A 23,508-nucleotide genomic window follows, 5' to 3' on the forward strand; every position below is an offset into this window, starting at 1 on the left:
CTGCGTGCGCCCGCGTGCGCCCGGCGTTTTCGTGAGGACCATCCGGCGGCCGGGATTCCGGCCCGTCCGCCACGGTTCACCGTCCGTTCACTCTGTGCGGCCGGTCGCTTCACCTGATCTGCCTAATTTCAGTCGTGCACGGTGAGCGCCGGGCCCGAAAGAGTCCATCTGCCGCGCATCGCGACGTAACCCACCTGTAGTCCTCTTCGCACGCCGCCAGAAAGACAACGGACCGGCGGCTCCTGGAAGGAACACCCGAAAGTGAAGCTTCAGCGCAAGAACCGGCTTCGTGCCTCCGCCCTCGGGGCCCTCGTCGTGTCCGGCGCCCTGGTCCTCACGGCGTGCGGCTCCGACGACAACAGCAAGCCCAAGGACGGCAACACGACGGCCGCCGCCCCCAAGGGCGACCCGAAGGCCTGTGAGGGCGCCAAGGGCCAGCTGCTGGCCTCCGGCTCCTCCGCCCAGAAGAACGCCATGGACCTGTGGGTCAACGGCTACATGGCGACCTGCCCTGGCGTCCAGGTGAACTACAAGTCCTCCTCCTCCGGTGAGGGCATCGTCGCGTTCAACCAGGGCACCGTCGGCTTCGCCGGCTCCGACTCCGCGCTGAAGCCGGAAGAGGTCGCCGACTCGAAGAAGATCTGCAAGACCGGCCAGGGCATCAACCTGCCGATGGTCGGCGGCCCGATCGCCATCGGCTTCAACGTCTCCGGCGTGGACAAGCTCACCCTCGACGCCCCCACCCTCGCGAAGATCTTCAACGACAAGATCAAGAAGTGGGACGACGCCGCGATCGCCAAGCTCAACCCGGGCGTGAAGCTCCCGTCCACCGCGATCCAGGCCTTCCACCGCTCCGAGGACTCCGGCACCACCCAGAACCTCGGCAAGTACCTCTCGAAGACCGCCGAGAAGGACTGGACCTACGAGCCCGAGAAGAAGTGGCCGGCCCCGGGCGGCCAGGCCGCCTCCGGCTCCGCGGGCGTCGCCGCCCAGGTCAAGCAGGTCGACGGCGCGATCGGCTACTTCGAGCTCTCCTACGCCACCGCGCAGAGCATCAAGACGGTCGACATCGCGACCGGTGCCGCCGCCCCCGTCCAGGCCACCCCGGAGAACGCCTCCAAGGCCATCGCCGCGGCGAAGATCGTCGACCCGGCCGGCAAGGACCTGGCGCTGAAGCTCGACTACACCACCAAGGCCGAGGGTGCGTACCCGCTGGTCCTGGTCACGTACGAGATCGTCTGCGACAAGGGCAACAAGGCGGAGACCCTCCCCTCCGTCAAGTCCTTCCTGAACTACACGGCCAGCGACGCCGGCCAGAAGCTCCTCTCCGAGAAGGGCTACGCGCCCATCCCGGCCGAGATCAACGCCAAGGTCCGTGAGGTCATCACCTCGCTGTCCTGAGTCACAGCGCCCGGGGGTCCGGTCCGTCCCGTCCGAGGGACCGGCCCCCGGGACCTCCCCCGTTCTCCGGGGGACATCCGGTGCACCGCCGCCAGGGGGCCCGCCCCCCACACAGACCGGAAAGATCATGGCTTCCACCACACCCACTCAGATGGACACGGCTCCGCCCGTGGTCTCCGGCGCACGGTCCACCGGCCGCGCCGGCGACAAGATATTCAGCGGGCTCTCCAAGGGCTCCGGCATCCTGCTCCTCACGATCATGGCGTCCATCGCCGTGTTCCTGACCTACCGCGCCACGCTCGCCCTGTCGGAGAACGAGGGCAACTTCCTCACCACCTTCGACTGGAACGCCACCGGCAACCCGCCGGTCTTCGGCATCGCGGTCCTGCTCTACGGCACCGTCGTCAGCTCGATCATCGCGATGGTCATCGCGGTTCCGATCGCCGTCGGCATCGCCCTCTTCATCTCCCACTACGCTCCGCGCAAGCTGGCCGGGCCGCTCGCGTACGTGGTGGACCTGCTGGCCGCCGTCCCGTCGATCGTCTACGGCATCTGGGGCGCCCTCTTCCTGGTCCCGTACCTGGGCGGGCTGACCTCCTGGCTGAACCAGTACCTGAGCTTCACGTACATCTTCGACAAGACCCAGGTGGGCGTCGACCGCTCGCTGTTCACCGTCGGCATCCTGCTCGCGATCATGATCCTGCCGATCGTGACCAGCGTCAGCCGCGAGGTCTTCCTCCAGGTCCCGCGCATGAACGAGGAGGCCGCCCTGGCCCTCGGCGCGACCCGCTGGGAGGTCATCCGGATGTCGGTGCTGCCGTTCGGCCGCTCCGGCGTCATCTCCGCCTCGATGCTCGGCCTCGGCCGCGCCCTCGGCGAGACGATGGCCGTCGCCACCGTCCTCTCCCCGAGCTTCCTCATCTCCGGGCACCTGCTCGACCCGGGCGGCGGCACGTTCGCCCAGAACATCGCCGCGAAGTTCGACGAGGCCAACGAGTTCGGCCGGGACGCGCTCATCGCGTCCGGTCTCGTCCTCTTCCTGCTCACCCTGCTGGTCAACGGCGCCGCTCGCATGATCATCGCGCGCCGCAAGGAGTACTCGGGGGCGAACGCCTGATGAGCCACGCACTGCAGGACCCGCGGCCCGTGAAGCCGCGCAGCTCCGCCCCCAGCTCCCTGACCCGCGGCGGCCTGCCCCGCTGGGCCCCCGCCGCCATCGCCGCCCTCTCGGCCCTGCTGGGCGCCGGCATCGGCGCCGTGGCCGGCCTGGAGAGCCGCATGCAGTGGGGCCTGATCGCCGCCCTCCTGTTCGTCGGCATCACCTACACGGCCAGCTCGGTCGTCGAGAACCGCCGCCAGGCCAAGGACCGCGTCGCGACCTCCCTCGTGTGGGTCTGCTTCCTCCTGGCCGTGGTCCCGCTGCTCTCGCTGCTCGGGGTCACCATCGCCCGCGGCATCAAGGTCCTCGACGGCTACTTCCTCAGCCACTCGATGGCCGGTGTCGCCGGCTTCGCTCCCGGCGGCGGCGTCTACCACGCCCTGCTCGGCACCATCGAGCAGGTGCTGCTGGCCACCGCCATCGCCGCCCCGATCGGCCTGCTAACCGCCGTCTACCTGGTCGAGTACGGCCGGGGCCGGCTCGCCAAGGCCGTCACCTTCTTCGTCGACGTCATGACCGGCATCCCCTCCATCGTCGCGGGCCTCTTCATCCTGACGACGTGGACGCTGATGCTGGAGCAGGGCCCCTCCGGCTTCGCCGGCTCGCTGGCCCTGTCGATCCTGATGATGCCCGTCGTGGTCCGCTCCACCGAGGAAATGCTCAAGCTCGTCCCGAACGAGCTGCGCGAGGCCTCCCTCGCCCTCGGCGTGCCGAAGTGGCGCACGATCCTCAAGGTCGTGCTCCCCACCGCCATCGGCGGCATCTCCACCGGTGTCATGCTGGCCGTGGCCCGCATCGCCGGCGAGACCGCCCCGATCATGCTCCTGGTCTTCGGCAACCCGCTGATCAACGACAACCCCTTCGAAGGCGCCCAGTCCTCGCTCCCGCTCTACATCTGGGAGCAGTACAAGGTCGGAAGTGAAGACTCCTTCGACCGCGCCTGGGCGGCAGCGCTCGTCCTGATCGCCTTCGTCATGATCCTCAACCTGGTGGCCCGCGGCATCGCCCGCTGGAAGGCCCCCAAGACCGGTCGCTGACGCGGCCCAGCGAAAGAAGCAGTGATTCACATGGCCAAGCGCATCGACGTCTCCGGTCTCTCCGCCTTCTACGGCACCCACAAGGCCATCGACGACATCTCCATGACCGTCGAGCCCCGCTCCGTGACGGCCTTCATCGGCCCGTCCGGCTGCGGCAAGTCCACCTTCCTGCGCACCCTGAACCGCATGCACGAGGTCACCCCCGGCGGCCGCGTCGAGGGCAAGGTGATGCTGGACGACGAGAACCTGTACGGCCAGGGCGTCGACCCGGTCGCCGTCCGCCGCACCGTCGGCATGGTCTTCCAGCGCCCCAACCCGTTCCCCACCATGTCGATCTTCGACAACGTGGCCGCGGGCCTGCGCCTGAACGGCTCGTACAAGAAGAGCGAGCTCAACGACGTCGTGGAGCGCTCCCTCAAGGGCGCGAACCTCTGGAACGAGGTCAAGGACCGCCTGAACAAGCCCGGCTCGGGCCTTTCCGGCGGCCAGCAGCAGCGTCTGTGCATCGCCCGCGCCATCGCGGTCGAGCCGCAGGTCCTGCTGATGGACGAGCCCTGCTCGGCCCTGGACCCCATCTCCACCCTCGCGATCGAGGACCTGATCGGCGAGCTGAAGGAGCGCTTCACGATCGTCATCGTGACGCACAACATGCAGCAGGCCGCCCGCGTCTCCGACCGCACCGCCTTCTTCAACCTCGCGGCCGTCGGCCAGCCCGGCAAGCTCGTCGAGATCGACGACACGGACCGGATCTTCTCGAACCCGTCCGTCCAGGCCACCGAGGACTACATCTCGGGCCGCTTCGGCTAGGCCGAAAGTCCCGCAACCACGTCCTGCGGTGCTGCATGGCGGTGCCACCGCAAGGCGAAGGGCCCGGCTCCCCCCTGGGGAGCCGGGCCCGATTTCGTTCCGCCGGCCGGCGTCAGACGAACGCCAGGTTCACGATCCAGAAGCTCAGCGCGGCCACCAGGGCCGCCGCCGGCATCGTGATGAACCAGCCGAGGATGATGTTCTTCGCCACGCCCCAGCGGACCGCGTTCACCCGCTTCGTGGCACCCACACCCATGATCGCGGAGGTGATCACGTGGGTGGTGGAGATCGGCGCGTGGAACAGGAACGCCGAGCCGAACATGATCGAGGCGCCCGTGGTCTCCGCGGCGAAGCCCTGCGGCGGGTCCAGCTCGATGATCTTGCGGCCCAGCGTGCGCATGATGCGCCAGCCGCCGGCGTACGTACCGAGCGACAGCATCACCGCACAGGCGATCTTCACCCACACCGGGATCGGGTCGCCGGCCGCCTCGACGTCCGCGATGACCAGCGCCATCACGACGATGCCCATCGTCTTCTGGGCGTCCTGGAGACCGTGCCCGAGCGCCATGCCGGCCGCCGAGACGGTCTGCGCGATGCGGAAGCCCCGCTTGGCCCGGTGCGGGTTGGTACGCCGGAAGAGCCACAGGATGACGACCATCACCAGGTAACCGGCCACCAGGCCGACCACCGGGGACACGAACATCGGGATGACGACCTTCTCGATGACACCGGACCAGATGACGTCCGTGCCGCCGGCCAGCGCCGCACCCACCATGCCGCCGAACAGGGCGTGCGAGGAGGACGAGGGCAGCCCGAAGTACCAGGTGATCAGGTTCCAGACGATCGCGCCGACCAGCGCCGCGAAGAGGATCCACATGCCCCGGTTGCCGTGGGGCGTCTCGATCAGGCCCTCGCTGACCGTCTTGGCCACCCCGCTGCCGAGGAAGGCACCGGCGAGGTTCATCACCGCGGCCATCGCCAGGGCCGCGCGCGGGGTCAGCGCCCGCGTGGAGACCGAGGTCGCGATGGCGTTCGCGGAGTCGTGGAAGCCGTTGGTGTACGTGAAGCCGAGCGCGACACCGATGGTCACGACCAGCGCAAAGGTGTCCACGAGGTTCAGGACTCCTTGACCGCGATGGTCTCCACCGTGTTGGCGACGTGCTCGAACGCGTCAGCCGCCTCTTCGAGCACGTCCACGATCTGCTTGAGCTTCAGCACCTCGATGGCGTCGTAGTTGCCGTTGAAGAGGTGCGCGAGCAGCTTGCGGTGGATCTGGTCGGCCTGGTTCTCCAGCCGGTTGACCTCGATCCAGTACTCGGTGAGGTTGTCCATCGTCCGCAGGTGCGGCATGGCCTCCGCGGTCAGCTCGGCCGCCCGCGCCAGCACCTCGATCTGCTGCTCGACACCCTTCGGCAGCTCCTCGACGTTGTAGAGGACGACGAGGTCGACCGCCTCCTCCATGAAGTCCATGATGTCGTCGAGCGACGAGGCGAGGGAGTAGATGTCCTCGCGGTCGAACGGCGTGATGAAGGACGAGTTCAGCTGGTGGAAGATCGCGTGCGTGGCGTCGTCACCCGCGTGCTCCGCCGCCCGCATCCGCTCCGCGATCTCGGCCCGGGCGGAGGTGTCCGCTCCGAGCAGTTCCATCAGGAGCTTCGAGCCCGTGACGATGTTGTCCGCGGATGCGGCGAACATGTCGTAGAAGCTCGTCTCCCTGGGGGTCAGACGAAATCGCACGTGAGGTCCTCGGGGTATCGGATTCGGTCACGCTGATGCTAGGCGCATCCACCGGCCACGGCTAACCGGCCGTTCCCGAGTGTCCTCCATCAGGCACAGTGGGGAGCAAGACCCCTGCCCGTTCAGGCAAAGCCCGGTAGCCTATACCCATGAGGGGTATACGTCCCCAGGTGACCACGGAGGACCCATGACCACCACCGAGACCGCCGGCGACACCGGAACCACGGGCCACGCCCCCGCCGAGGACGCGGCCGTGCACGGCTACCACCACCAGAAGGACGAGCACCTCAAGCGCCTCCGCCGGATCGAGGGGCAGATCCGCGGCCTCCAGCGCCTCGTCGACGAGGACGTCTACTGCATCGACATACTCACGCAGGTTTCGGCCAGCACGAAGGCGCTCCAGTCCTTCGCCCTCCAGCTCCTGGAAGAGCACCTGCGGCACTGCGTCGCCGACGCGGCCGTCAAGGGCGGCGCGGAGATCGACGCCAAGGTCGAGGAGGCCACCAAGGCCATCGCCCGCCTGCTGCGCACCTGAGGGGCGTCACGGGGTGCTGCGTACCGGGCACGGGGTCCGTTGCGGCTATGCGCAGCGGACCAGGAGGACCTCGTCGATCCGGTCCAGGCTGAGCCGCTCCTCGTCGGCGTCGGAGGCCGCGATGATCAGCTCACCGCACAGCTCGATCTCGGCGAGGGCCACGCGGTCCTGGTCAGTCGTCCTCCCGGCTGCCGGAGTCACGTGCATCACCCTCCTCCTGCCGCTGGCGGCATCGGTCACCGGATCCTCAGCGTAAGGAGCCCGGCACCGCCCGCGCATGACACGGATGGACCATTTCCGGCTACCCGCCCCGGCCGTTTGAGCCAGCGGCCGTACCAGGCCCGTCGTCGGACTCCTGCCTGCCCCGGGCGACGCCGGGAGTTCGACGACAGGCCCTAGTCGGCGATCTTCCCGGCGAAGATGTCCCGGCTCGGCGGCAGCTGCACCGTCACCGGCGTGCCGAAGCCGAACAGCAGGGTGGTCGAGGAGACGTCCACCGGCCCGTTGTTCACGTAGCTGAACCGGTGCCGGACCTTCCGCAGCAGCCCCGCCTCGTCGAGGTAGGCATCGAAGGGCACGGTGTCCTTGCTGAACCCTTTCGCCGCGGCCGCCAGCGCGGCCCGCGCGTGCGGGGAGGCGCTGCGGGCGGCCCGCCCGATGTCGGTGGTCCCGCGGTAGTGCCGCACCTTCGTACCGGCCAGCTCGGTCTCCCCGACGTACGTGACGTCCTGCGCCCCGCGCAGCAGCTCGGCGGCGGCCAGCGGGTCGGTGGCGCCGCCGGTGACCAGGTTGCCGTCCCTGAGGGAGGTGGTGTCCACCCGGACCCACTTGTCGGCGGGCACGCCGGCGCCGCGGTTCTTCATGTAGAGCGCGCCGGGGGCCAGCAGCTCGGTGATCGGCCGGTGCCCGGTCCTGCCCGTCACGTCGGCGGGCAGCATGACGAGCAGCTGCCCGAGCCGGTTGCGGAAGTCGACCCCGCCCTCGCCGCGGATCGTGACGCGGGTGCCGCCGGTCGCCATCTCCATCGCCGTCCGCGCCCGGGCGCTGCCGGCCCGGGTCAGCATGTCGGCGGCGCCGCGCACCGCCTCGGTGCCGTCTGCCGGGGGCTGCTCGCCGGTACCGCAGCCGGCGGCGGCTCCGACCACTCCGAGTGCCGCCGCGGCGGCGATCCACGCGCCGCCCGTGCGGCTGTGCCGCTGCACCACCATCGCCTGCCAACCCCCAACGCGTGACCGCTTCTTGCCCGAGGTCCCCACCCGCTCCCCCTAACGAGCCCGGGGGGTCCCCCGTCACGGCGCGGCCGGTACCGTGGTGGTGTGGACCCGCACCCTGCCGACGCGCACGAGACCACCACTTCCGAGCGGGGCTCCTTCTGCACCGCCCGCTGCTCCTGCGGCTGGCGCGGCCCGGCCCGCCGCTCCCGGGACCTGGCCCGCAAAGACGCCACCGCCCACGCCACCGACCCCTCCCGCTGACGGGGCGCCGCGATCCTCAAAGACCGGTGGCTCCGCCCCCGGACCCCCGCGCCTCAAACGCCGGCGAGGCTGGATTCCACCCGGCAGCATCCGGCTCCCAGCCGCGGCAGGGACAGCCGAAGTCCGGGCAGGGGGCACACTCAGCCCGTCCGACGCTTGAGGACCGGGGCCCGGGGGCACACTCAGCCCGTCCGGCGTTTGAGGACCGGGGCCCGGGGGCACTCTCAGCCCGTCCGACGCTTGAGGACCGGGGCCCGGGGCGGAGCCCCGAAATCAAGCCCCGCCGGCGTTTGAGGCGCGGGGTCCGGGGCGGAGCCCCGTGAAGGGGGGACGGGGTCGCCCGTCCGGACACCCCCGGTGGACGCCACGCCACCACACCGGTGCCCTGGTGTCATGCCACTCCGCCGACTCACCGTCCTGGCCGCCGCCACCGCCTACGCCCTCGCCCCCCACACGGCAGCCGCGCACCAGCAGAACCCGCCCCCCACGCAGCACCCCCGGCACCCCACCGCCACCGCAGACGGCCCGGCAGACGTGGCCCTCGCCATCGGCACGACCACCGCCGCGGCCACCGCCACGGCCCTCTGGCTCCGCTCACGGCACCGCCGTGACGCCCGCCAGTCGGACGGCGAGACCTGACCGCGTCAGGCCGCGAGCCCCCGCTCGGAAGCTCCCTGATCCTGACTCAGATCCATCGCCGGCAACCGCTCCACCCGCCGCGACCGCACCAGCAGCCGCAACCGCGGCGTCCGCGCCACCGCCCGCACCACCGGGCTCAGCAGCGCGAGGGCCAGCGGCGCCAGCAGCAGCACCACGGCCGTCCCGAGCGCCAGGCCGCCCACCACGTCCGTCGGGTAGTGCACGCCCATGAACACCCGGAAGAGCCCTTCGAGGAGCGCCAGCCCGATCCCGACCAGCCCGAGCCGCCGGTTCGCGACGAACAGCCCGACCCCCAGCGCCATCGCCAGCGTCGCGTGATCGCTCACGAACGAGAAGTCGCTCTTGCCCGGCGCCAGGACGTCCAGCCCCTCGTGCGACTTGAACGGCCTCGGCCGGCCGACGAATTCACGGAGCGGCACGTTCACCAGCAGCGCGAGACCCGCCGCCAGCGGCGTCCACACCAGCGCCGTGAACGATTCGACCGCCGCCGCCTCGCCCTGCCGCCGCGCCCCGCGCCAGCACCACAGCACGAGCAGCACCAGGCCGAGCAGGATGCCGTACTCGCCGACGATCCCGAGGATCCGGTCGAGCCAGCCGGGAGTGCTCTCCGCAAGGCCGTTGATGCGGTAGAGCAGGCTTACGTCGGGGTTCGACCCGCCCGTTGCGAGTGCAGCCATGGTGGTGTGGCCCCTTGCCCTTGCCTTGTCCCCTGCGGACGCACGCCGGTGTGCGCCCCTTCGCGCCCCCGGTGATCAAACCCCCCGGACCATGGAACGCCCGTTCTGGCGCGTACGTTCCACTCTCCACCGAATGATCACTCCAACGTTATCCAAGAGTGACTCATCACCGCAGCTCAGGGCCCGAGCGTTACGGAGCGTCGCCAACTCCCGGCGCGGCCGCGGCCCGTACCGGCAGCGCCTCCGCGCCGTCCTTCGTCACCCGGGTCGCGCCGAAGTAGTCGGGCGTGTCGATCTTGTCGAACCGGATCACCGCTCCCGTGAACGGAGCGTTGATCATGTACCCGCCGCCGACGTACAGCCCGACGTGCCGGATCTCCCGAGAGTTCGTCAGATCGTCGGAGAAGAACACCAGGTCGCCGGGGAGCAGTTCGTCCCGCGACGGGTGCGGCCCCGCGTTGTACTGGTCGTTGGCCACCCGCGGCAGCTCCACGCCCACCGTCCGGTACGCGGCCTGCGTGAGCCCCGAGCAGTCGAACCGGCCGTTCTGCTCGGGCGTTCCGTTGCCGCCCCACAGGTACGGCGTGCCCAGCTTCTTCTGCGCGAAGTAGATCGCACCGGCCGCCTGCCGGGACGGCGCGATCCGCCCCACCGGCCGCTCGAAACTCTCCGCGAGGGTGGTGATGACCTTCACGTAGTTCTGCGTCTCGCGGTACGGCGGCACCCCGCGGTACTTGAGCACCGCGCCCGGCCCCGCGTTGTAGGCGGCGAGCATGTTCTTCACCGGGTCGCCCGGCACGTTCTTCACGTCGGCCGCGAGCGAGCAGTCGTACGAAGCGGCCGACGGGATCGCGTCCTTGGGATCCCAGATGTCCCGGTCCCCGTCCTTGTCCCCGTCGATGCCGTGGATCCGCCAGGTGTCGGGGATGAACTGCGCGATGCCCCGCGCGTCGGCCGGGCTCACGATGTCCGGGTCCCAGCCGCTCTCCTGGTAGAGCTGCGCGGCGAGCAGCGCCGGGTTGAGGGCCGGACAGAGGTTCCCCCAGGTCTGCACGAGGGAGGTGTACTTGGCCGGCACCGCCCCCTTGGCCAGCCCGGCGAACCGCCCCCCGCCCGTCATGATCCCGGCGGCGGCCGAGTACGTGCCGACGACGAGCAGCACGATGAAGCAGAAGAACACCGCGGTCCCGACCCCACTGGCCACCCAGAATCTGCGCACCCGTCAACCCTCCCCCATCGCACACCCCTTCACAGCAGTTTGGCGCACTCGTGTCCGACCGTCTCCCCCACCCGGCGCAGACCGGCCCCCGGACGCAGGGGCTCCGCCCCGGCTCGGGAAGGGGCACGGCCGGAAGAGCCCAGCGGGGTCCTAGCGCGGCGCGATGAACAGCGACTGCGCGCTGCGCCCCACCGGCCCCTTCTCGTCGTGCAGCTGCGCGTCCGCGAGGCCGATCCCGCCCGGATCCACGCTCGTACGGGCCGCCACGCACACCCACTCCCCCACCGGATACCGGTGCAGGTGCACGGACAGATCGGCGTTCACGAACACGTGCCGGCCGAAGTCGAGGACGTTGCTGATCCCGTTCCCGGAATCGGCGGCGACGAGCACCCGGTCCAGCGGACGCGGCGCGTCCCCGGCCACCAGCGGCACCCGCATCCGCAGCCAGCACTTCCCCGGCCCCAGCTCCAGGAACGCGCCGTCGGCGAACCGCATCTCCATCGCCGTGTGGTAGCCGACCTCCCACGGCACGGGGTAGAACGGCGCCTGCGCCAACTCCCCCGGCGCGGTGACCAGCGGCCCCTGCACCACCGCCGGCCCCGGCGCGGCCAGCGTCCGGATCCGCAGCGCCCGCGCGAGCATCACCGGCGCGTCCGCGCCCTCGGGGGTGAGCGCGGCCTCCACCAGCTCCGTGCTGCGGCCCGCCCGCAGCACGGTCGTGGTCACGGACACCGGGGCGATCGGGACCGGGCGCAGGATCTCGTACGTGATCCGCGCGATCCGCATGTCCGTACGGCCCCCGGGGCGTTCCCCGACGGCCCGGCCGAGCAGCGCGGCGGGCGGGCCGGCGTGCTGGGAGCCCGGGTCCCAGGGACCCCGGGTGTGCCCGGTCGAGCGGTAGCGGCCCTCGTCGGTCCGCTCGTAAAACGCCGCCACGTCGGCCATGCCGCGTCCTCCCCGTACGTCTGGTGGTCCCCTGCCGGGCCCGCCCGAACGCTACCGCCGGGTAACCACGTGCGGCCAGGGTCCTCCGCGGGTCAGCGGGCGAACCCCAGGCCCACGCCGAGGCCGACGAGCACCGACCCGATGGCCCGGTTCAGCGCCTTCTGGGCCTTGAGCATGCGGTTGCGCAGGCGCGCGTCGGAGAAGAAGAGGGCGACCGCCCCGAACCAGGCCAGGTGCGCGAACGACATGAAGAGGCCGTATCCCGCCTGCTGCCAGACCGGCGTACCGGGGTTCACGACCTGCGTGAACGTCGAGACGACGAAGAGGGTGGTCTTCGGGTTGAGGACGTTGGTCAGGAACCCGCTGCGCAGTGCCCCCAGCGGGCTGAGCTGCGGCTTCGACTCCAGATCCACGGTGAGGTCGGCGCGCGCCCGGAAGGTCCGTACGCCGATGTAGACCAGGTACGCGGCGCCGGCGAGCTTGATCGCGGTGAACAGGGCGGTCGAGGAGGCGATCAGCAGGCCGACGCCGAGCATGGTGTAGGTGACGTGCACGAGCACTCCGGCGGCGACCCCGGCGGCGGCGAGCAGACCGGTGGGCCGGCCGTAGAGGTAGCTGTTGCGGACCACCATCGCGAAGTCCGCGCCGGGACTTATGACGGCGAGCACGGTGATGACGGCCACGGCGATCAATTCAGTCATCCCCCGATGCTCCCTCCTCCCCCACACCGCCTCAACGCCTTTCCGAGGCTTTGAGCCTCCCCGCAACCCCCAGCCCGTCCGACGCTTGAAGACCGGGGCACGGAGCACAGCCCGGAACCTCTGAGCCTCCCCGCAACCCCCAGCCCGTCCGGCGCTTGAGGACCGGGGTGCGGGGCAGAGCCCCGAACCTCTGAGCCTCCCCGCAACCTCCAGCCCGTCCGGCGCTTGAGGACCCGGGTGCGGGGCAGAGCCCCGAAGCTTTGAGCCTCGCCGGCGATTGAGGCGCGGGGTCTGGGGCGGAGCCCCGGTTCGGGAAGGGGCGGGGTGGGGAACAGCCCCGCAGGGACGGCCCGGCGGCGGGGACAATGGGACCGTACGACCCACCGGCAGGAGAGAACGACCGTGCCCGACACCCCCCGCCCGTCAAAGCGGCGCCGCCCCACCCCCCCGGCACCGGCACCGGCACCGGCACCGGCCCCCATCCCGCCCCGCCCCCACCTCCGCGCCGACTGCCAGAACTGCTTCGCCCTCTGCTGCGCCGCCCTCCCCTTCACCGCCTCCGCCGACTTCCCCGTCACCAAACCGGCCGGCACCCCGTGCAAGAACCTCAGGACCGACCACCGCTGCGGCATCCACGACCGCCTCAGGGACACCGGCTGGCGCGGCTGCACCGTCTTCGACTGCTTCGGCGCCGGCCAGCAGATCTCGCAGATCACCTTCGGCGGCCGCGACTGGCGGGAGGACCCGGACACCCGCCGGGAGATGTTCGACGCCTTCCCGGTCATGCGGATCCTGCACGAACTGCTCTGGTACCTCACCGAGGCCCTCGCCCAGCCGGCCGCCCGCCGCCTCCACCCCGACCTCCGCGCCACGCTCGGACAGGTCGAGGAACTGACCCGCGCCGACGCCGCCACCCTCACCACCGCCGACCCGCACCCGCTGCGCGCCCGTACCGGCGAACTCCTGCGCCAGGTCAGCGAACTGGTCCGGGCCGCCCACACCCCCGGCCGCCGCAAGAACCACCGCGGCGCCGACCTGATGGGCGCCCGCCTCGCCGGCACCGACCTGCGCGGCGCGGACCTCCGCGGGGCCTACCTGATCGCCGCCGACCTCCAGGGCTGCGACCTGCGCACCGCCGACCTCCTCGGCAGCGACCTCCGCGACGCCGACCTCCGCGGCGCGGACCTGACCGGCGCCCTCTTCCTCACCCAGGCCCAGGTCAACGCGGCCCGCGGCGACACCACCACCCACATCCCCCCGGCCCTCGACCGCCCAAGCCACTGGCAGCCGCCCGCCTGAACGCAGCGGGGCGCCGCGGCCGGCTCGTGCTCCGGCCGCGGCGCCCTCGTCACCGGTGTCCCGGGCTTACGGCTGCGCCATGATCTGCGCCCACGGGTTGGGGCACATGGGGAAGTCGACGCCGTTCGTCGTGCAGAGCGTCTGATAGACGGTGCCGCCCGTCGTCATGACCTTGAGCCACAGCTCATTGCGCTGCGAGGACAGGGTGCCGGTACACACGTTCTCCGGGTACGACTGTGCCTGGGCACCGTTGTTCAACGCATCCCACGTGTAGTTCCCGAGAGCACCCATGTTCTCGGGCCGCACCCGGTGACCGAGAGAGGCCACGCCGTTCTTGACGGCGAGGGTGAACTCCTCAGCAGCGGAGGGCATGTACGAGTCGATGCTCTGGCACGGTCCGGGCGGGCCGGGCCGGCCGTCCTGACCGGGCTGGCCGTCCTGTCCGGGAGGTCCGGGCGGGCCCTGGACGCCCGGGCGTCCGGGAGGTCCGGGGGGTCCCGGAGGTCCGGGCGGCCCGGGACACACGATGGTGCCGCCACCTGCGTTCTTCGCGGCACCCGCCGCCTTCATGTCATCGCCCCGCGGCGGCTTCGGCTTGGGGCACTTGTCCCCGCCGCCACCGCCGCCACCGGTGGCGACCTGCGCCGCCGCGGCCGAACCCGTGTCGGCGAACACCGGGGTACTGAACCCCGCAAAGCCGAGTGCCAGCGGCAGGACGAACCCGCCGAGGACCCATGTGCGACTTCTAGTCCTGGCAACAGGACCCATGCGCTTGCTCCTTCGTCGTACCGAACTTTCCTGCGCTTCGGCCGGAAGCAAGGTGGAGCATCCCCCGCCGACGCCGCACATCTCACCATAAAGACGGAATGTCGCATGAATGTCAGCACTACGGCCCAACGCCACGCCCCCGGACAGCGGAAGGAAGCACGGATCCGCACCCGCCGGACCGTTCGCCCGCAGGTCAGGGGCGTGCAGAGGGGGTGCGTGCGCCGTCGGCGCACAGAGACGGCAAAAAGAGAGCCGCCAAGTCGACATAATCGGGCGGTTTCATCAGCGAAGATAGTGCGTGACCCCTGCCGACGGGCACGGGCTGACGGAACTACCCAACAGGGGCGGTGAGTTACATGATCCTGGCAGCCGAAAAGGGCGACATCACCACCATCATCGGCGGAATCGCCCCGAACTGGGGGCCGTTCGGCAGTCTCGGCAACGAAGCGAAGGTCATGATCGAGGTGGTCATGGCCGTGGCGATCCTGCTCTGCCTGGGCATCGCCATCTGGGGCGCGGCCAAGCAGCGCATCGGCGCCACCGCCCTGCGCGACACGTTCAGCGCCGAACAGGGCAAGGGCCTGATCGTGGCCGGCCTGACCGGAGTCTTCATCATCGGCTCTCTCGGCACCCTCTTCACGATCGTCTACGGCATGGCCGTCTAGCGACCGGACCCCCGCCGCCCGCCCGTCCCCGAGCCTCGTTCCCCCACCGGCCCCCTGAGGGTGCGTTTCCTGATGACGACTCACCACTCCGCGTCCACGCGGCATCCCACCCGGCTACCGTCGTACCACGCAGGACTGCAATCGGCTGAGGGGGCGGACGAGGCATGAGCCACGAGGACGGATACGGCGGGTACGACGACGAACCCGCCGGCCGGGTCGGCGGGACGGGCCAGACCCGCACCCGCCTCCCCGAGCCGGCGGGCGACCCGTACGGCGCGCCGCGACGACCCGCCCGGACCTCCCGCGGCCTCGTCACGGTCGTCGGCATCGTCGTCCTGCTGATCGCCGCCATCGCGTTCGCGAACCAGGGCGACGGCGAACCGTCCGACGACGCGAAGTCCGAGACCCCGCCCTCGTCCACGTCCACCGCCGCCACCGGCACGGCGCCCGTCACCGGCAAGAACGCCGGCATCCCCACGGGCTTCGCCCACGACGAACAGGGGGCGCAGTCGGCGGCCTCCAACTACGCAGTGGCGCTGGGCTCGACCGGCATGTTCAGGAAGGAATCGAGACATGCGATCGTCGACGCCCTCTACACGCAGGACGCGGCCACGCAGCTGAAGGGCCCTCAGGACTCCGTCTACTCGGGCGATTTCCTCCGCCGTCTCGGACTCGACGCGAACGGTAACCCTCCGCAGGGCAACACCTTCGTCAGCCGGACCGTACCGGTCGGCAGCAGCATCAAGAGCTTCAACGGGGCGAACGCCAAGGTCGCGGTCTGGTACATGGGCCTCATCGGCATGTCCGGCCCCCGCAGCACCGACCCCGTGCGCACCAGCTGGGGCACATGGACCTTCGACCTGACCTGGGTGAACAACGCCTGGAAGGTCGTTTCCGACGAGCAGAAGGACGGCCCGGCGCCCGTTCCGGGAGACGTCGCCGCCTCGACGTCCGATGACATCAGCAAGGCCGTGGAGGAGTACGGAGGCTTCACCTATGCCCGGTAAGTTCCGTACCCGAATGCAGGCTGCGGCCGGCACCCTCGCCGCTGTGCAGACAGCCGCCGTCCTCCTCAGCACACGCGCCTTCGCTGCGCCCTCGCCCACTCCTTCGCCTTCACCGTCCGGCTCCGCCCCGCCGGGCAACGAAGACAACCGGTGCGACCTGCTGATCGGCCCGGCGAAGCAGTACTGCGAAGGCGACGGAGCCGGCAACCGCAACGGCGGCTCCAACGTCGCCCCCAACCCCACCGACGCCCTCGACCCCCTCACCTCCCTCGCCCGCGGCTGCGCCGACGCCGCCGCCTGGATCGTCGGCAAGCTCAGCGAAGCCGTGAAGGGGACGGCGAACGTCGACTTCACCAACGCCGTCTTCCTCCGCCAGTACGCCGTCGTGTTCGCCGCCTCCACGGTCCTCACGCTCGTCCTCTGGCTGCTCGCCGTCGCCAAGCGCGCCATCCGCGGCGTACCGCTCACCACCGCCCTCTCCGAGGCCATCGGGTTCCTCTGGCTGACCGTCCTCGCGTCCGCCTTCACCCCGCTGATCCTCTACACCGTCGTCTCCGCCACCGACGGCGTCACCGAGGTCATCGCCACCGGCACCGGCGGCCAGACCGACGTCTTCTTCGGCTCCTTCGCCGAGGCCCTCAAGAAGGGCGAGGACATCGGCGGCGGCCCGATCATGCTGATCGTCGTCGCCCTCGTCACCGTCCTCGCCGCCGGCGTCCTCTGGCTGGAGCTCGTCATCCGCGCCGCCCTGCTGTACGTGGGTGCCCTGCTCGGCACCGCCGTGTACGCCGGACTCGTCGACCGGAACATGTGGGGCCACGTCCGCCGCTGGGCCGGCATCATGATCGCCGTCATCCTCGTGAAGCCGGTCATCGTGATCGTCCTCGGCCTCGCCGGCGCACTCTCCGGCGACGACGGACCCGACGCGTTCTCCGCGGTCGTCTCGGGACTCGCCATCATCCTCCTCGCGATCTTCGCCTCCGCGATGATCTACCGTTTCGTACCCGGGTTCGGTGACGAGATCGCCTCCGCCCGTACGAACCGCAAGCAGGCCACCGACGGCGCCCAGGCCGCCGCCGTCATCAGCTCCCCGGCCTCCCTGGTCTCCCAGGGCATCAAGACCCACAGCAGTCGAGGTGCCCACCGGGCCGGGGGCGGCGAAGCCCGGCCCGTCAACCCGCTCTCCGGCGGAGTGGCGGCCCACAGCTCCCGCCCGTCCGGCGGTGGCGGTGGCGGCGGGGTCGGCGGCGGAACTGTCCCCTCCGCCGCACCCCCGCCCCGCGGCTCCGGAGTGAACACACCGCACACCAGCAGGACCACAGGCAAGGGAGGTGAAGGGCGTTGACAGCCCAGTCCCACCAGATGTCCCACCAGATCCATCCGGTCGCGCCCCGCCGCACGTATCTCATCGGCCGCGCCAGGCCGAACGCGATCGTCGGCAAGAACCGCGAATCCGGCGAGATCTCCCTGATCATCGCGGGTGCCTTCCTCGGCATGATGAGCGGACTCCTCGTCCCCCACCTCATGCTGCGCATCGTCCTGCTCGCCGGCTTCCCGGTCCTCGCCCTCGCGATGGTGTACGTGCCGTACAAGCACCGCACCTTCTACAAGTGGTTCGAGATCAACCGCAGCTTCAAGCGCACCCTCCGCCGGGGCACGACGTACCGTTCCACCGCCATGGAGGCCGGCACCCGCGCCGCCGACGGCCGCGAGGTCGAGGTCGGCCCGCCGCCCGGCATCGGCCGGATCAGCTGGCTCGCCGCCCCCTTCGGCCCCGACGAGATCGCCGTGCTCCTGCACGCCGACCGACGCACCGTCACCGCCGCCATCGAGATCGAGGGCCCCGGCGTCGGCCTGCGCGACAGCGAGGACCAGGAGGCCCTCGTCGACCGCTTCGGCACCCTCCTCAAGCACGTGGCCAACGGCGACGGCTTCGTCACCCGCCTCCAGATGCTCGCCCGCACCCTGCCCGCCGACCCCGACGCCCACGCCAAGGACGTCGCCCAGCGCGGCGACCAGCAGTCCCCCGGCTGGCTGCGCGACTCGTACGACCAGCTCCAGTCCATGGTGTCCACCTCGTCCGAGCAGCACCGCGCCTACCTCGTCGCCTGCATGCACTACACCCGCGAGCTGGCCGCCGAAGCCCACGCCATGGCCCGCGCCGCCACCCCGCAGAAGGGCCGCAGGATCGACAAGGACGCCGGCCTCGCCGTCGTCATGGCCCGCGAGCTGACCGACATCTGCGCCCGCCTCGCCGAGGCCGACATCCGCGTCCGCCAGCCCCTCGGCCAGGGCCGCCTCGCCTCCCTCGTGCACTCCATGTACGACCCGGACCACCCCATCGACCACATCCAGGCCATGACCAAGCGCAACGCCTGGCCGGCCGAGCTGGACGCCGTCGAACCCACCTACCTCCAGGCCAAGACCCGCGAGTCCTCCACCCGCGCCCCCTGGTGCCACGCCACCGCCTGGGTGAAGGAATGGCCGATGACCCCCGTCGGCGTGAACTTCCTCGCGCCGCTGCTCGTCCACACCCCGGACGTCATCCGCACCGTCGCCGTCTGCATGGACCTCGAACCCACCGAGGTCGCCATCGAGCGCATGCTCACCGAGAAGACGAACGACGAGGCCGAGGCCTCCCGCGCCGCCAAGATGAACCGCACCGTCGACCCCCGCGACATCGCCGCCCACGGCCGGCTCGACCAGCGGGGTGAAGATCTCGCCAGCGGCGCGGCAGGGGTCAACCTCGTCGGGTACATCACGGTGTCCTCGCGCTCGCCCGAAGCCCTCGCCCGCGACAAGCGGACCATCCGCGCCTCGGCCGGCAAGTCCTACCTGAAGCTGGAGTGGTGCGACCGCGAGCACCACCGCGCCTTCGTGAACACCCTGCCGTTCGCCACCGGCATCCGACGCTAGCTGGAGGCAGACCCGCCATGCGAGATCCGCTGTCCACGCTGACGGACGCCTTCACCAGCTTCCTGTTCGGCAAGGTCGAGACCACCCGCCCGCCCGTCCGCACCTCCACCGGCCAGGCCCAGGCCGTCTACCTGCCCACCGCCGCCCCCGGCCTCGGCGACTCCGGCGTCATCATCGGCCGCGAGGTCTACAGCGGCAAGGGCTACATCTACGACCCCTTCCAGCTGTACGGACAGCAGCTGCCCGCCCCGCACTGGCTGGTCCTCGGCGAGTCCGGCAACGGCAAGTCCGCCCTCGAGAAGACGTACGTCCTGCGCCAGCTCCGCTTCAGGGACCGGCAGGTCGTCGTCCTCGACGCCCAGGGCGAGGACGGCGTCGGCGAATGGAACCTCATCGCCGAGCAGCTGGGGATAACTCCCATCCGTCTCGACCCCGTCGCCGCCGCCGACGGCGGCATCCGGCTCAACCCGCTCGACCCGGCCATCACCACCACCGGGCAGCTCGCCCTGCTGCGCACCATCATCGAAGTCGCGATGGGGCACGGCCTCGACGAGCGCTCCGGCTTCGCACTGAAGGTCGCACACGCCTACGTCAACGAGACCATCCTCGACCGGCAGCCCGTCCTCACCGACATCGTGGAGCAACTGCGCCACCCGGAGGCGGAGTCGGCGGAGGCCATGAACGTCGACATAGACGACGTACGCGCCTGGGGCCTCGACGTCGCCCTCGTCCTCGACCGGCTGGTCGACGGCGACCTCCGAGGCATGTTCGACGGCCCGACCACGGTCGGCATCGACCTCGACGCGCCGCTGATCGTCTTCGACCTGTCCCACATCGACCGCAACTCGATCGCCATGCCGATCCTGATGGCGATCGTGGGGGTGTGGCTGGAGCACACGTGGATCCGGCCGGACCGGAAGAAACGGATCTTCCTCGTCGAAGAGGCCTGGCACATCATCAACTCGCCCTTCGTCGCCCAGCTGTTCCAGCGGCTGCTGAAGTTCGGGCGCCGGCTCGGCCTGTCGTTCGTCGCCGTCGTCCACCACCTCTCCGACGTGGTGGACGGGGCGGCCGCCCGGGAGGCCGCGGCCATCCTCAAGATGGCCTCCACCCGCACCATCTACGCCCAGAAGGCCGACGAGGCCCGTGCCACCGGCCGGGTCCTCGGCCTGCCCCGCTGGGCGGTGGAGATCATCCCGACCCTGACCCCCGGCATCGCCGTCTGGGACGTCAACGGCAACGTCCAGGTGGTCAAACACCTCATCACGGAAGCGGAACGCCCACTCGTCTACACCGACCGCGCCATGACGGAGTCCTCGGCCCCGTCCCACCCGGTCCCCGAGGACGTGCTGGCGGCCGAACTGGAGGCGGAGGAACGGGCCCTGCTGATCGAGCGTCAGATGAACGGCGAATCCGCGGAATCCACGGTGGCGTGACATGGCACGTGACGGCTCCGGCGAGCGGGGCGGCATCCCCGACGGACTGCTGGTGGGGCTGCTGGCCTTCCTGCTCGGCCTGGCCGTCCTGGTATGGACGGCCACCGGCCTGGCAGCCCTGTTCGCCCGGGGGTCCTGGCCCTCGACGGTGACCTTCATGAACACCCCGGACGCCGTCCGCTCGCTGATAAAGCAGCCCCACGACATGGCCGCTGCCTGGCCGGCCACCGACCCGGCGGACCTCTCCAACTGGGGCCTGTTCTGGGGCATCTTCCTCAGCGAGCTGCTGGTCCTGTTCGTCCTGACCGTCTTCGCCATCGGCGTGGTCGCCCGGACGAAGGCCCGGCGGGCCCGGGCCCGGATGGAACGGGCCATGGACCCGGCCGCGGCGGACGGGCTGCCGCCCCGGCAGGCGCCGAAGTCCGCGCCGGGCCGCGGGCGAAGGCGCACGGACCGCATCCCGGCCGCGGCACCGGCGGGGCGGCAGGGCGCCGCGGATCCGGTCCGGGCCCCGGCCGACGGACTCCCCGCCCGCGCCGACGCGGCCGACGGACTCCCCGCCGGCTCGCTGCCCGACGAGGACCCGGACCGCTTCTGGGCCTGGGCGGAGGAGCAGGACCCCACCCGCCACCCGGACGAGCCCCTGCCGCGCATCCCGGAACCGCACGGCCGGGCACCCGGCCGGGCACCCGGACCGGCTCACGTACGGCAGCCCGGCCCGGACCCGCTCCGGAAGCAGCACGCCGCGAGGGACGACCTCGTATCCGCGCCGGTCCCGGCGGCTGCCACCGGCCTCCGCTACGGGAGTCCCGCCGAGCGCCTCCCCATGGCCGCGCAGCGGATCGGCGAGGCCGAGGGGGCCGTGCTGGTCGTGACCTCCTCGCCGGCGCTGTGGGCCGAGACCAAGGACGCCCGGGCCAAGCTCGGCCCGGTGCTCCTCTACGACCCCTCGCACCTGTGCGACACCCCGGCGCGCATGCACTGGCACCCCGGCACCGGCTGCACCGACCGGGACACCGCCGCGGCCCGTGCCGCCGCCCTGCTGGCCCCCGTACGGCCGCAGGCCCGGATCGACGCCGCCGTCGCCGACACCGCGGAAACGCTCCTGCGGAGCTGGCTGCACGCGGCGGCACTCGACGACCGGCCGTTCAAACAGGTGCACCGCTGGGCCCAGGGCGGCAGCGCCCACGAACCCGTACGCATCCTGCGGACCCACCCGAAGGCCGCCCCTGGCCTGGCCGGCGAGTTCGAGAACGCCCTCACCGCCCACCCGGAGCGCCGCGAGATCGCGCAGGAGCTGACCGCGCGGGCACTGTCCTGCCTGTCCTCCATCCACATCCGCGAGGCCTGCAACCCGAATCGAACGGATTCGCTCACGCTGGCATCTTTCATGGATGAAGGGGGGACGCTCTATGTGGTGGGTGAACCGATCGAGGATCCCCGGACCCGGCCCGGCGCAATGCCTCTGCTGACGGCCCTCACCGCGAGCGTGGTCGAGCACGGCCGCCGCATGGCCGCACGGTCATCCGACGGTCGGCTCGACCCACCAGTGACGCTCGTGCTGGACGACGTGGCCGCGGTGGCCCCGCTCCCTGACCTCCCCCGGCTGCTGTCCGACGCCCCGCTCCCGCTGCTGGCCCTGTGCCGCAGCCGCGAGCAGGCCCGCACCCGCTGGCCGGAGGCAGACCTCCCGCCCGCCTGACCCGACGGTTACGCGGGCCGCGCGATGGCGAGCTCCAGCTCCATCGCCCCGTCCCCCTCGGGGAAGGGCACCGCATTGCCGGCGAACTCGAACCCGAACCGCTGGTAGAACGCCTGCGCCCGCCCGTTGTCCTCGTGCACGAAGAGCCGTACGCGCTCCAGCACGGGCTCCTCCAGCCCGAAGCCCCACTCCAGCGCGGCCTCGCACAGCGCCTCGATGACACCGGTCCCCCGGTGCTCGGGCCGCACGTAGACCCCCACCAGGTGCCCCTGGTCGCCCTCGATCTTCCCCTCGAAGAAATCCTGGTCGCCGGCCCGCTCCACGAGCAGCGTCACCGACCCCACCCAGGTCCCGTCGGCGTCCTCGGCAATGAACTGCCGCACCGAGGTCCCGTGCGAAGCCCCGGCCGCCCGGTCCTGCCAGAAGGAATCCTCCCGCCCCTCGGCCTGCGCCAGGGTTTCCAGGAACGCCACGGGCGCCGCCGGATCCTTCAACGCCTCGATCCGCAGATCCCGCACCCTCTCCCACTCATCGGCCCGTACCGCCCGCACCACACACTGAGTCTGTTGTTCGATCATGCAGGGATCCTAGGTGCACCCGCTCAACGGCCTGCCCGCGCCTGCCGGAATCAGAGATTCACCCGCTTCAGGTAGACCCGCTTCCGATGGGCGATGGCCTGATACCAGATCAGGAGGTGCTCGTCCTCATAAGTACGGAGGCGCATAGCGTGGGAGTCCTCGTGGAGACTGCCGTCTTTCGGGTCGAGGCCCATCGAGGCAAGCTCGACGAGGCCGTCCATCACGTGCCCCACGAGGCCCTACTGCTCCGCCGACATGTCACCGATGACCCAGACCCGGCTCGGGTCGCACTCCCATGCCCAGCCCTGGTCGTTCTCGGCGCCCTCCCCCCGGGAGTTCACATACCGAGCTCTTGCTGAGCGTCGGAGAGGAGACGGGCGCTCGCCGCCATGGCCGCCCGGAACTGCTCTTCCGAGGTGTCCGCCGAACCGACGATCCGCTCGGCGTCTGCCAAAGCACGGCTGCGGGCGGGCCAGCGGTGGATGGCTACATGGGTAGCCCACTTGATGAGAAAGAACCGCAGCGGGTTGATCGCCCCCGTCTCGGCCGCACGATCGAACGCCTCGTGGCAGTCACGGTCGAACTCGCCGAGGCTTCCCATGTCGATGCGCCGCACGGCGTCGCGGAGAGCCTCCCGCGTCATGGCCGGCTGCGGGATCAGCGGGCTGTCGCCCTCGGCGTGCTGTGCCGTCATCCCGTCCTCCCTGAGGGAACCTTGGGGAACCTCAGCGTACCCAAGACCGCAGCAACCTGGCCGTGAACGCAGAAAAGCCCCGCACCGTAA

Annotated in this window: 26 protein-coding genes; 14 read left to right on the forward strand and 12 right to left on the reverse strand. The window is 70.9% G+C overall.

Features of this window, described 5'->3' with window-relative positions; genetic code table 11:
- Positions 1-261 precede the first annotated feature (261 nt).
- The 4 genes from pstS (at position 262) to pstB (ending at position 4,404) form a co-directional block, all read left to right on the forward strand.
- Complete coding sequence (pstS, locus tag LG634_RS15425; RefSeq protein WP_226734359.1) at positions 262-1,401, forward strand: phosphate ABC transporter substrate-binding protein PstS; 1,140 nt, start codon at positions 262-264, stop codon at positions 1,399-1,401.
- Positions 1,402-1,528: 127 nt separating this feature from the next.
- Entirely contained in the window at positions 1,529-2,518 is a 990-nt protein-coding gene (pstC, locus tag LG634_RS15430; RefSeq protein ID WP_226734360.1) for a phosphate ABC transporter permease subunit PstC, read from the forward strand.
- Positions 2,518-3,597 carry a phosphate ABC transporter permease PstA gene (gene pstA / locus LG634_RS15435; protein WP_226734361.1) on the forward strand — a complete coding sequence of 360 codons (1,080 nt, stop codon included), beginning with the start codon at positions 2,518-2,520 and terminating at the stop codon, positions 3,595-3,597. Before pstC ends, pstA begins: the two co-directional genes overlap by 1 nt.
- A gap of 30 nt (positions 3,598-3,627) precedes the next feature.
- Positions 3,628-4,404 carry a phosphate ABC transporter ATP-binding protein PstB gene (gene pstB, locus LG634_RS15440; protein WP_226734362.1) on the forward strand — a complete coding sequence of 259 codons (777 nt, stop codon included), beginning with the start codon at positions 3,628-3,630 and terminating at the stop codon, positions 4,402-4,404.
- Positions 4,405-4,516: 112 nt separating this feature from the next.
- Here pstB and LG634_RS15445 read toward each other — a convergent pair whose 3' ends face one another.
- On the reverse strand, positions 4,517-5,515 hold the full coding sequence (locus LG634_RS15445) for an inorganic phosphate transporter (protein WP_226734363.1): 999 nt from the start codon (positions 5,513-5,515) through the stop codon (positions 4,517-4,519).
- A gap of 5 nt (positions 5,516-5,520) precedes the next feature.
- Positions 5,521-6,141, reverse strand: coding sequence for a DUF47 domain-containing protein (locus tag LG634_RS15450; RefSeq protein ID WP_226734364.1), 621 nt, complete (start codon positions 6,139-6,141; stop codon positions 5,521-5,523).
- 187 nt (positions 6,142-6,328) lie between these two features.
- On the opposite strand from LG634_RS15450, the gene LG634_RS15455 reads away from it, so the two are divergent.
- Complete coding sequence (locus tag LG634_RS15455; RefSeq protein ID WP_226734365.1) at positions 6,329-6,676, forward strand: metal-sensitive transcriptional regulator; 348 nt, start codon at positions 6,329-6,331, stop codon at positions 6,674-6,676.
- A gap of 45 nt (positions 6,677-6,721) precedes the next feature.
- Here the strand turns inward: LG634_RS15455 and LG634_RS15460 are convergent, their stop codons facing one another.
- Positions 6,722-6,877: a hypothetical protein gene (locus LG634_RS15460; RefSeq protein WP_226734394.1), complete on the reverse strand. Its 156-nt coding sequence runs from the start codon at positions 6,875-6,877 to the stop codon at positions 6,722-6,724.
- A gap of 194 nt (positions 6,878-7,071) precedes the next feature.
- Complete coding sequence (locus LG634_RS15465; protein ID WP_226734366.1) at positions 7,072-7,884, reverse strand: SCO4651 family lipoprotein; 813 nt, start codon at positions 7,882-7,884, stop codon at positions 7,072-7,074.
- Between the two features lie 108 nt (positions 7,885-7,992).
- Here LG634_RS15465 and LG634_RS15470 point away from each other — a divergent pair, with 108 nt between their 5' ends.
- Positions 7,993-8,151, forward strand: a complete 159-nt coding sequence (locus tag LG634_RS15470; RefSeq protein ID WP_226734367.1) for a hypothetical protein — start codon at positions 7,993-7,995, stop codon at positions 8,149-8,151.
- A 393-nt stretch (positions 8,152-8,544) separates the two neighbouring features.
- Entirely contained in the window at positions 8,545-8,790 is a 246-nt protein-coding gene (locus LG634_RS15475; RefSeq protein WP_226734368.1) for a hypothetical protein, read from the forward strand.
- 5 nt (positions 8,791-8,795) lie between these two features.
- On the opposite strand, the gene LG634_RS15480 is transcribed toward LG634_RS15475, so the two are convergent.
- From LG634_RS15480 to LG634_RS15495, 4 genes are all read right to left on the reverse strand, one after another.
- Complete coding sequence (locus LG634_RS15480) at positions 8,796-9,488, reverse strand: phosphatase PAP2 family protein (protein WP_226734369.1); 693 nt, start codon at positions 9,486-9,488, stop codon at positions 8,796-8,798.
- A 190-nt stretch (positions 9,489-9,678) separates the two neighbouring features.
- Positions 9,679-10,707, reverse strand: a complete 1,029-nt coding sequence (locus tag LG634_RS15485; RefSeq protein ID WP_226734370.1) for a bifunctional lytic transglycosylase/C40 family peptidase — start codon at positions 10,705-10,707, stop codon at positions 9,679-9,681.
- A gap of 150 nt (positions 10,708-10,857) precedes the next feature.
- On the reverse strand, positions 10,858-11,652 hold the full coding sequence (locus tag LG634_RS15490; RefSeq protein ID WP_226734371.1) for a thioesterase family protein: 795 nt from the start codon (positions 11,650-11,652) through the stop codon (positions 10,858-10,860).
- Between the two features lie 92 nt (positions 11,653-11,744).
- The gene (locus LG634_RS15495; protein ID WP_226734372.1) at positions 11,745-12,353 is read right to left on the reverse strand and encodes a LysE family translocator; all 609 of its coding nucleotides are present in this window, start codon (positions 12,351-12,353) and stop codon (positions 11,745-11,747) included.
- 402 nt (positions 12,354-12,755) lie between these two features.
- Here LG634_RS15495 and LG634_RS15500 point away from each other — a divergent pair, with 402 nt between their 5' ends.
- Positions 12,756-13,652 (forward strand): pentapeptide repeat-containing protein, encoded by an 897-nt coding sequence (locus tag LG634_RS15500; RefSeq protein WP_372482429.1) that lies wholly within the window; start codon positions 12,756-12,758, stop codon positions 13,650-13,652.
- A gap of 66 nt (positions 13,653-13,718) precedes the next feature.
- On the opposite strand, the gene LG634_RS15505 is transcribed toward LG634_RS15500, so the two are convergent.
- A complete protein-coding gene (locus LG634_RS15505; RefSeq protein ID WP_226734373.1) occupies positions 13,719-14,024 on the reverse strand; it encodes a hypothetical protein in 306 nt (101 codons plus the stop codon).
- Between the two features lie 752 nt (positions 14,025-14,776).
- Between LG634_RS15505 and LG634_RS15510 the strand changes: the two genes are divergently transcribed.
- From LG634_RS15510 to LG634_RS15535, 6 genes are all read left to right on the forward strand, one after another.
- Positions 14,777-15,085 (forward strand): DUF8827 family protein, encoded by a 309-nt coding sequence (locus tag LG634_RS15510; RefSeq protein WP_008742356.1) that lies wholly within the window; start codon positions 14,777-14,779, stop codon positions 15,083-15,085.
- A 164-nt stretch (positions 15,086-15,249) separates the two neighbouring features.
- Complete coding sequence (locus tag LG634_RS15515; protein WP_226734374.1) at positions 15,250-16,092, forward strand: hypothetical protein; 843 nt, start codon at positions 15,250-15,252, stop codon at positions 16,090-16,092.
- The gene (locus LG634_RS15520) at positions 16,082-17,437 is read left to right on the forward strand and encodes a hypothetical protein (RefSeq protein WP_226734375.1); all 1,356 of its coding nucleotides are present in this window, start codon (positions 16,082-16,084) and stop codon (positions 17,435-17,437) included. Before LG634_RS15515 ends, LG634_RS15520 begins: the two co-directional genes overlap by 11 nt.
- Positions 17,438-17,454: 17 nt before the next feature.
- On the forward strand, positions 17,455-19,008 hold the full coding sequence (locus LG634_RS15525) for an SCO6880 family protein (protein WP_226734392.1): 1,554 nt from the start codon (positions 17,455-17,457) through the stop codon (positions 19,006-19,008).
- 17 nt (positions 19,009-19,025) lie between these two features.
- Positions 19,026-20,444: an ATP-binding protein gene (locus LG634_RS15530; protein ID WP_226734376.1), complete on the forward strand. Its 1,419-nt coding sequence runs from the start codon at positions 19,026-19,028 to the stop codon at positions 20,442-20,444.
- 1 nt (position 20,445) lies between these two features.
- The gene (locus tag LG634_RS15535) at positions 20,446-22,146 is read left to right on the forward strand and encodes a type VI secretion protein (RefSeq protein ID WP_226734377.1); all 1,701 of its coding nucleotides are present in this window, start codon (positions 20,446-20,448) and stop codon (positions 22,144-22,146) included.
- 8 nt (positions 22,147-22,154) lie between these two features.
- Here the strand turns inward: LG634_RS15535 and LG634_RS15540 are convergent, their stop codons facing one another.
- The 3 genes from LG634_RS15540 to LG634_RS15550 all read right to left on the reverse strand — a co-directional run bounded on the left by LG634_RS15540 (position 22,155) and on the right by LG634_RS15550 (position 23,418).
- Positions 22,155-22,724 (reverse strand): GNAT family N-acetyltransferase, encoded by a 570-nt coding sequence (locus tag LG634_RS15540; RefSeq protein WP_226734378.1) that lies wholly within the window; start codon positions 22,722-22,724, stop codon positions 22,155-22,157.
- Positions 22,725-22,774: 50 nt separating this feature from the next.
- Positions 22,775-22,945 carry a hypothetical protein gene (locus LG634_RS15545; RefSeq protein ID WP_226734379.1) on the reverse strand — a complete coding sequence of 57 codons (171 nt, stop codon included), beginning with the start codon at positions 22,943-22,945 and terminating at the stop codon, positions 22,775-22,777.
- A gap of 116 nt (positions 22,946-23,061) precedes the next feature.
- A complete protein-coding gene (locus tag LG634_RS15550) occupies positions 23,062-23,418 on the reverse strand; it encodes a DUF6247 family protein (RefSeq protein ID WP_226734380.1) in 357 nt (118 codons plus the stop codon).
- Positions 23,419-23,508: the final 90 nt, after the last annotated feature.

The sequence above is a fragment of the Streptomyces bambusae genome (assembly GCF_020532645.1).
GTDB classification, from domain to species: domain Bacteria; phylum Actinomycetota; class Actinomycetes; order Streptomycetales; family Streptomycetaceae; genus Streptomyces; species Streptomyces bambusae.

Bases quoted from the DNA above. Each gene is read 5' to 3' on its own strand.
- LG634_RS15465 (WP_226734366.1), bottom strand. From the start codon at position 7,884: ATGGTGGTGCAGCGGCACAGCCGCACGGGCGGCGCGTGGATCGCCGCC.
- LG634_RS15510 (WP_008742356.1), top strand. From the start codon at position 14,777: ATGATCCTGGCAGCCGAAAAGGGCGACATCACCACCATCATCGGCGGA.
- pstA (WP_226734361.1), top strand. From the start codon at position 2,518: ATGAGCCACGCACTGCAGGACCCGCGGCCCGTGAAGCCGCGCAGCTCC.
- LG634_RS15545 (WP_226734379.1), bottom strand. From the start codon at position 22,945: ATGGACGGCCTCGTCGAGCTTGCCTCGATGGGCCTCGACCCGAAAGAC.
- LG634_RS15495 (WP_226734372.1), bottom strand. From the start codon at position 12,353: ATGACTGAATTGATCGCCGTGGCCGTCATCACCGTGCTCGCCGTCATA.
- pstB (WP_226734362.1), top strand. From the start codon at position 3,628: ATGGCCAAGCGCATCGACGTCTCCGGTCTCTCCGCCTTCTACGGCACC.
- LG634_RS15525 (WP_226734392.1), top strand. From the start codon at position 17,455: ATGTCCCACCAGATCCATCCGGTCGCGCCCCGCCGCACGTATCTCATC.
- LG634_RS15550 (WP_226734380.1), bottom strand. From the start codon at position 23,418: ATGACGGCACAGCACGCCGAGGGCGACAGCCCGCTGATCCCGCAGCCG.
- LG634_RS15480 (WP_226734369.1), bottom strand. From the start codon at position 9,488: ATGGCTGCACTCGCAACGGGCGGGTCGAACCCCGACGTAAGCCTGCTC.
- LG634_RS15535 (WP_226734377.1), top strand. From the start codon at position 20,446: ATGGCACGTGACGGCTCCGGCGAGCGGGGCGGCATCCCCGACGGACTG.
- LG634_RS15455 (WP_226734365.1), top strand. From the start codon at position 6,329: ATGACCACCACCGAGACCGCCGGCGACACCGGAACCACGGGCCACGCC.
- LG634_RS15530 (WP_226734376.1), top strand. From the start codon at position 19,026: ATGCGAGATCCGCTGTCCACGCTGACGGACGCCTTCACCAGCTTCCTG.
- LG634_RS15505 (WP_226734373.1), bottom strand. From the start codon at position 14,024: ATGCCCTCCGCTGCTGAGGAGTTCACCCTCGCCGTCAAGAACGGCGTG.
- LG634_RS15475 (WP_226734368.1), top strand. From the start codon at position 8,545: ATGCCACTCCGCCGACTCACCGTCCTGGCCGCCGCCACCGCCTACGCC.
- pstC (WP_226734360.1), top strand. From the start codon at position 1,529: ATGGCTTCCACCACACCCACTCAGATGGACACGGCTCCGCCCGTGGTC.
- LG634_RS15540 (WP_226734378.1), bottom strand. From the start codon at position 22,724: ATGATCGAACAACAGACTCAGTGTGTGGTGCGGGCGGTACGGGCCGAT.
- LG634_RS15520 (WP_226734375.1), top strand. From the start codon at position 16,082: ATGCCCGGTAAGTTCCGTACCCGAATGCAGGCTGCGGCCGGCACCCTC.
- LG634_RS15490 (WP_226734371.1), bottom strand. From the start codon at position 11,652: ATGGCCGACGTGGCGGCGTTTTACGAGCGGACCGACGAGGGCCGCTAC.
- LG634_RS15515 (WP_226734374.1), top strand. From the start codon at position 15,250: ATGAGCCACGAGGACGGATACGGCGGGTACGACGACGAACCCGCCGGC.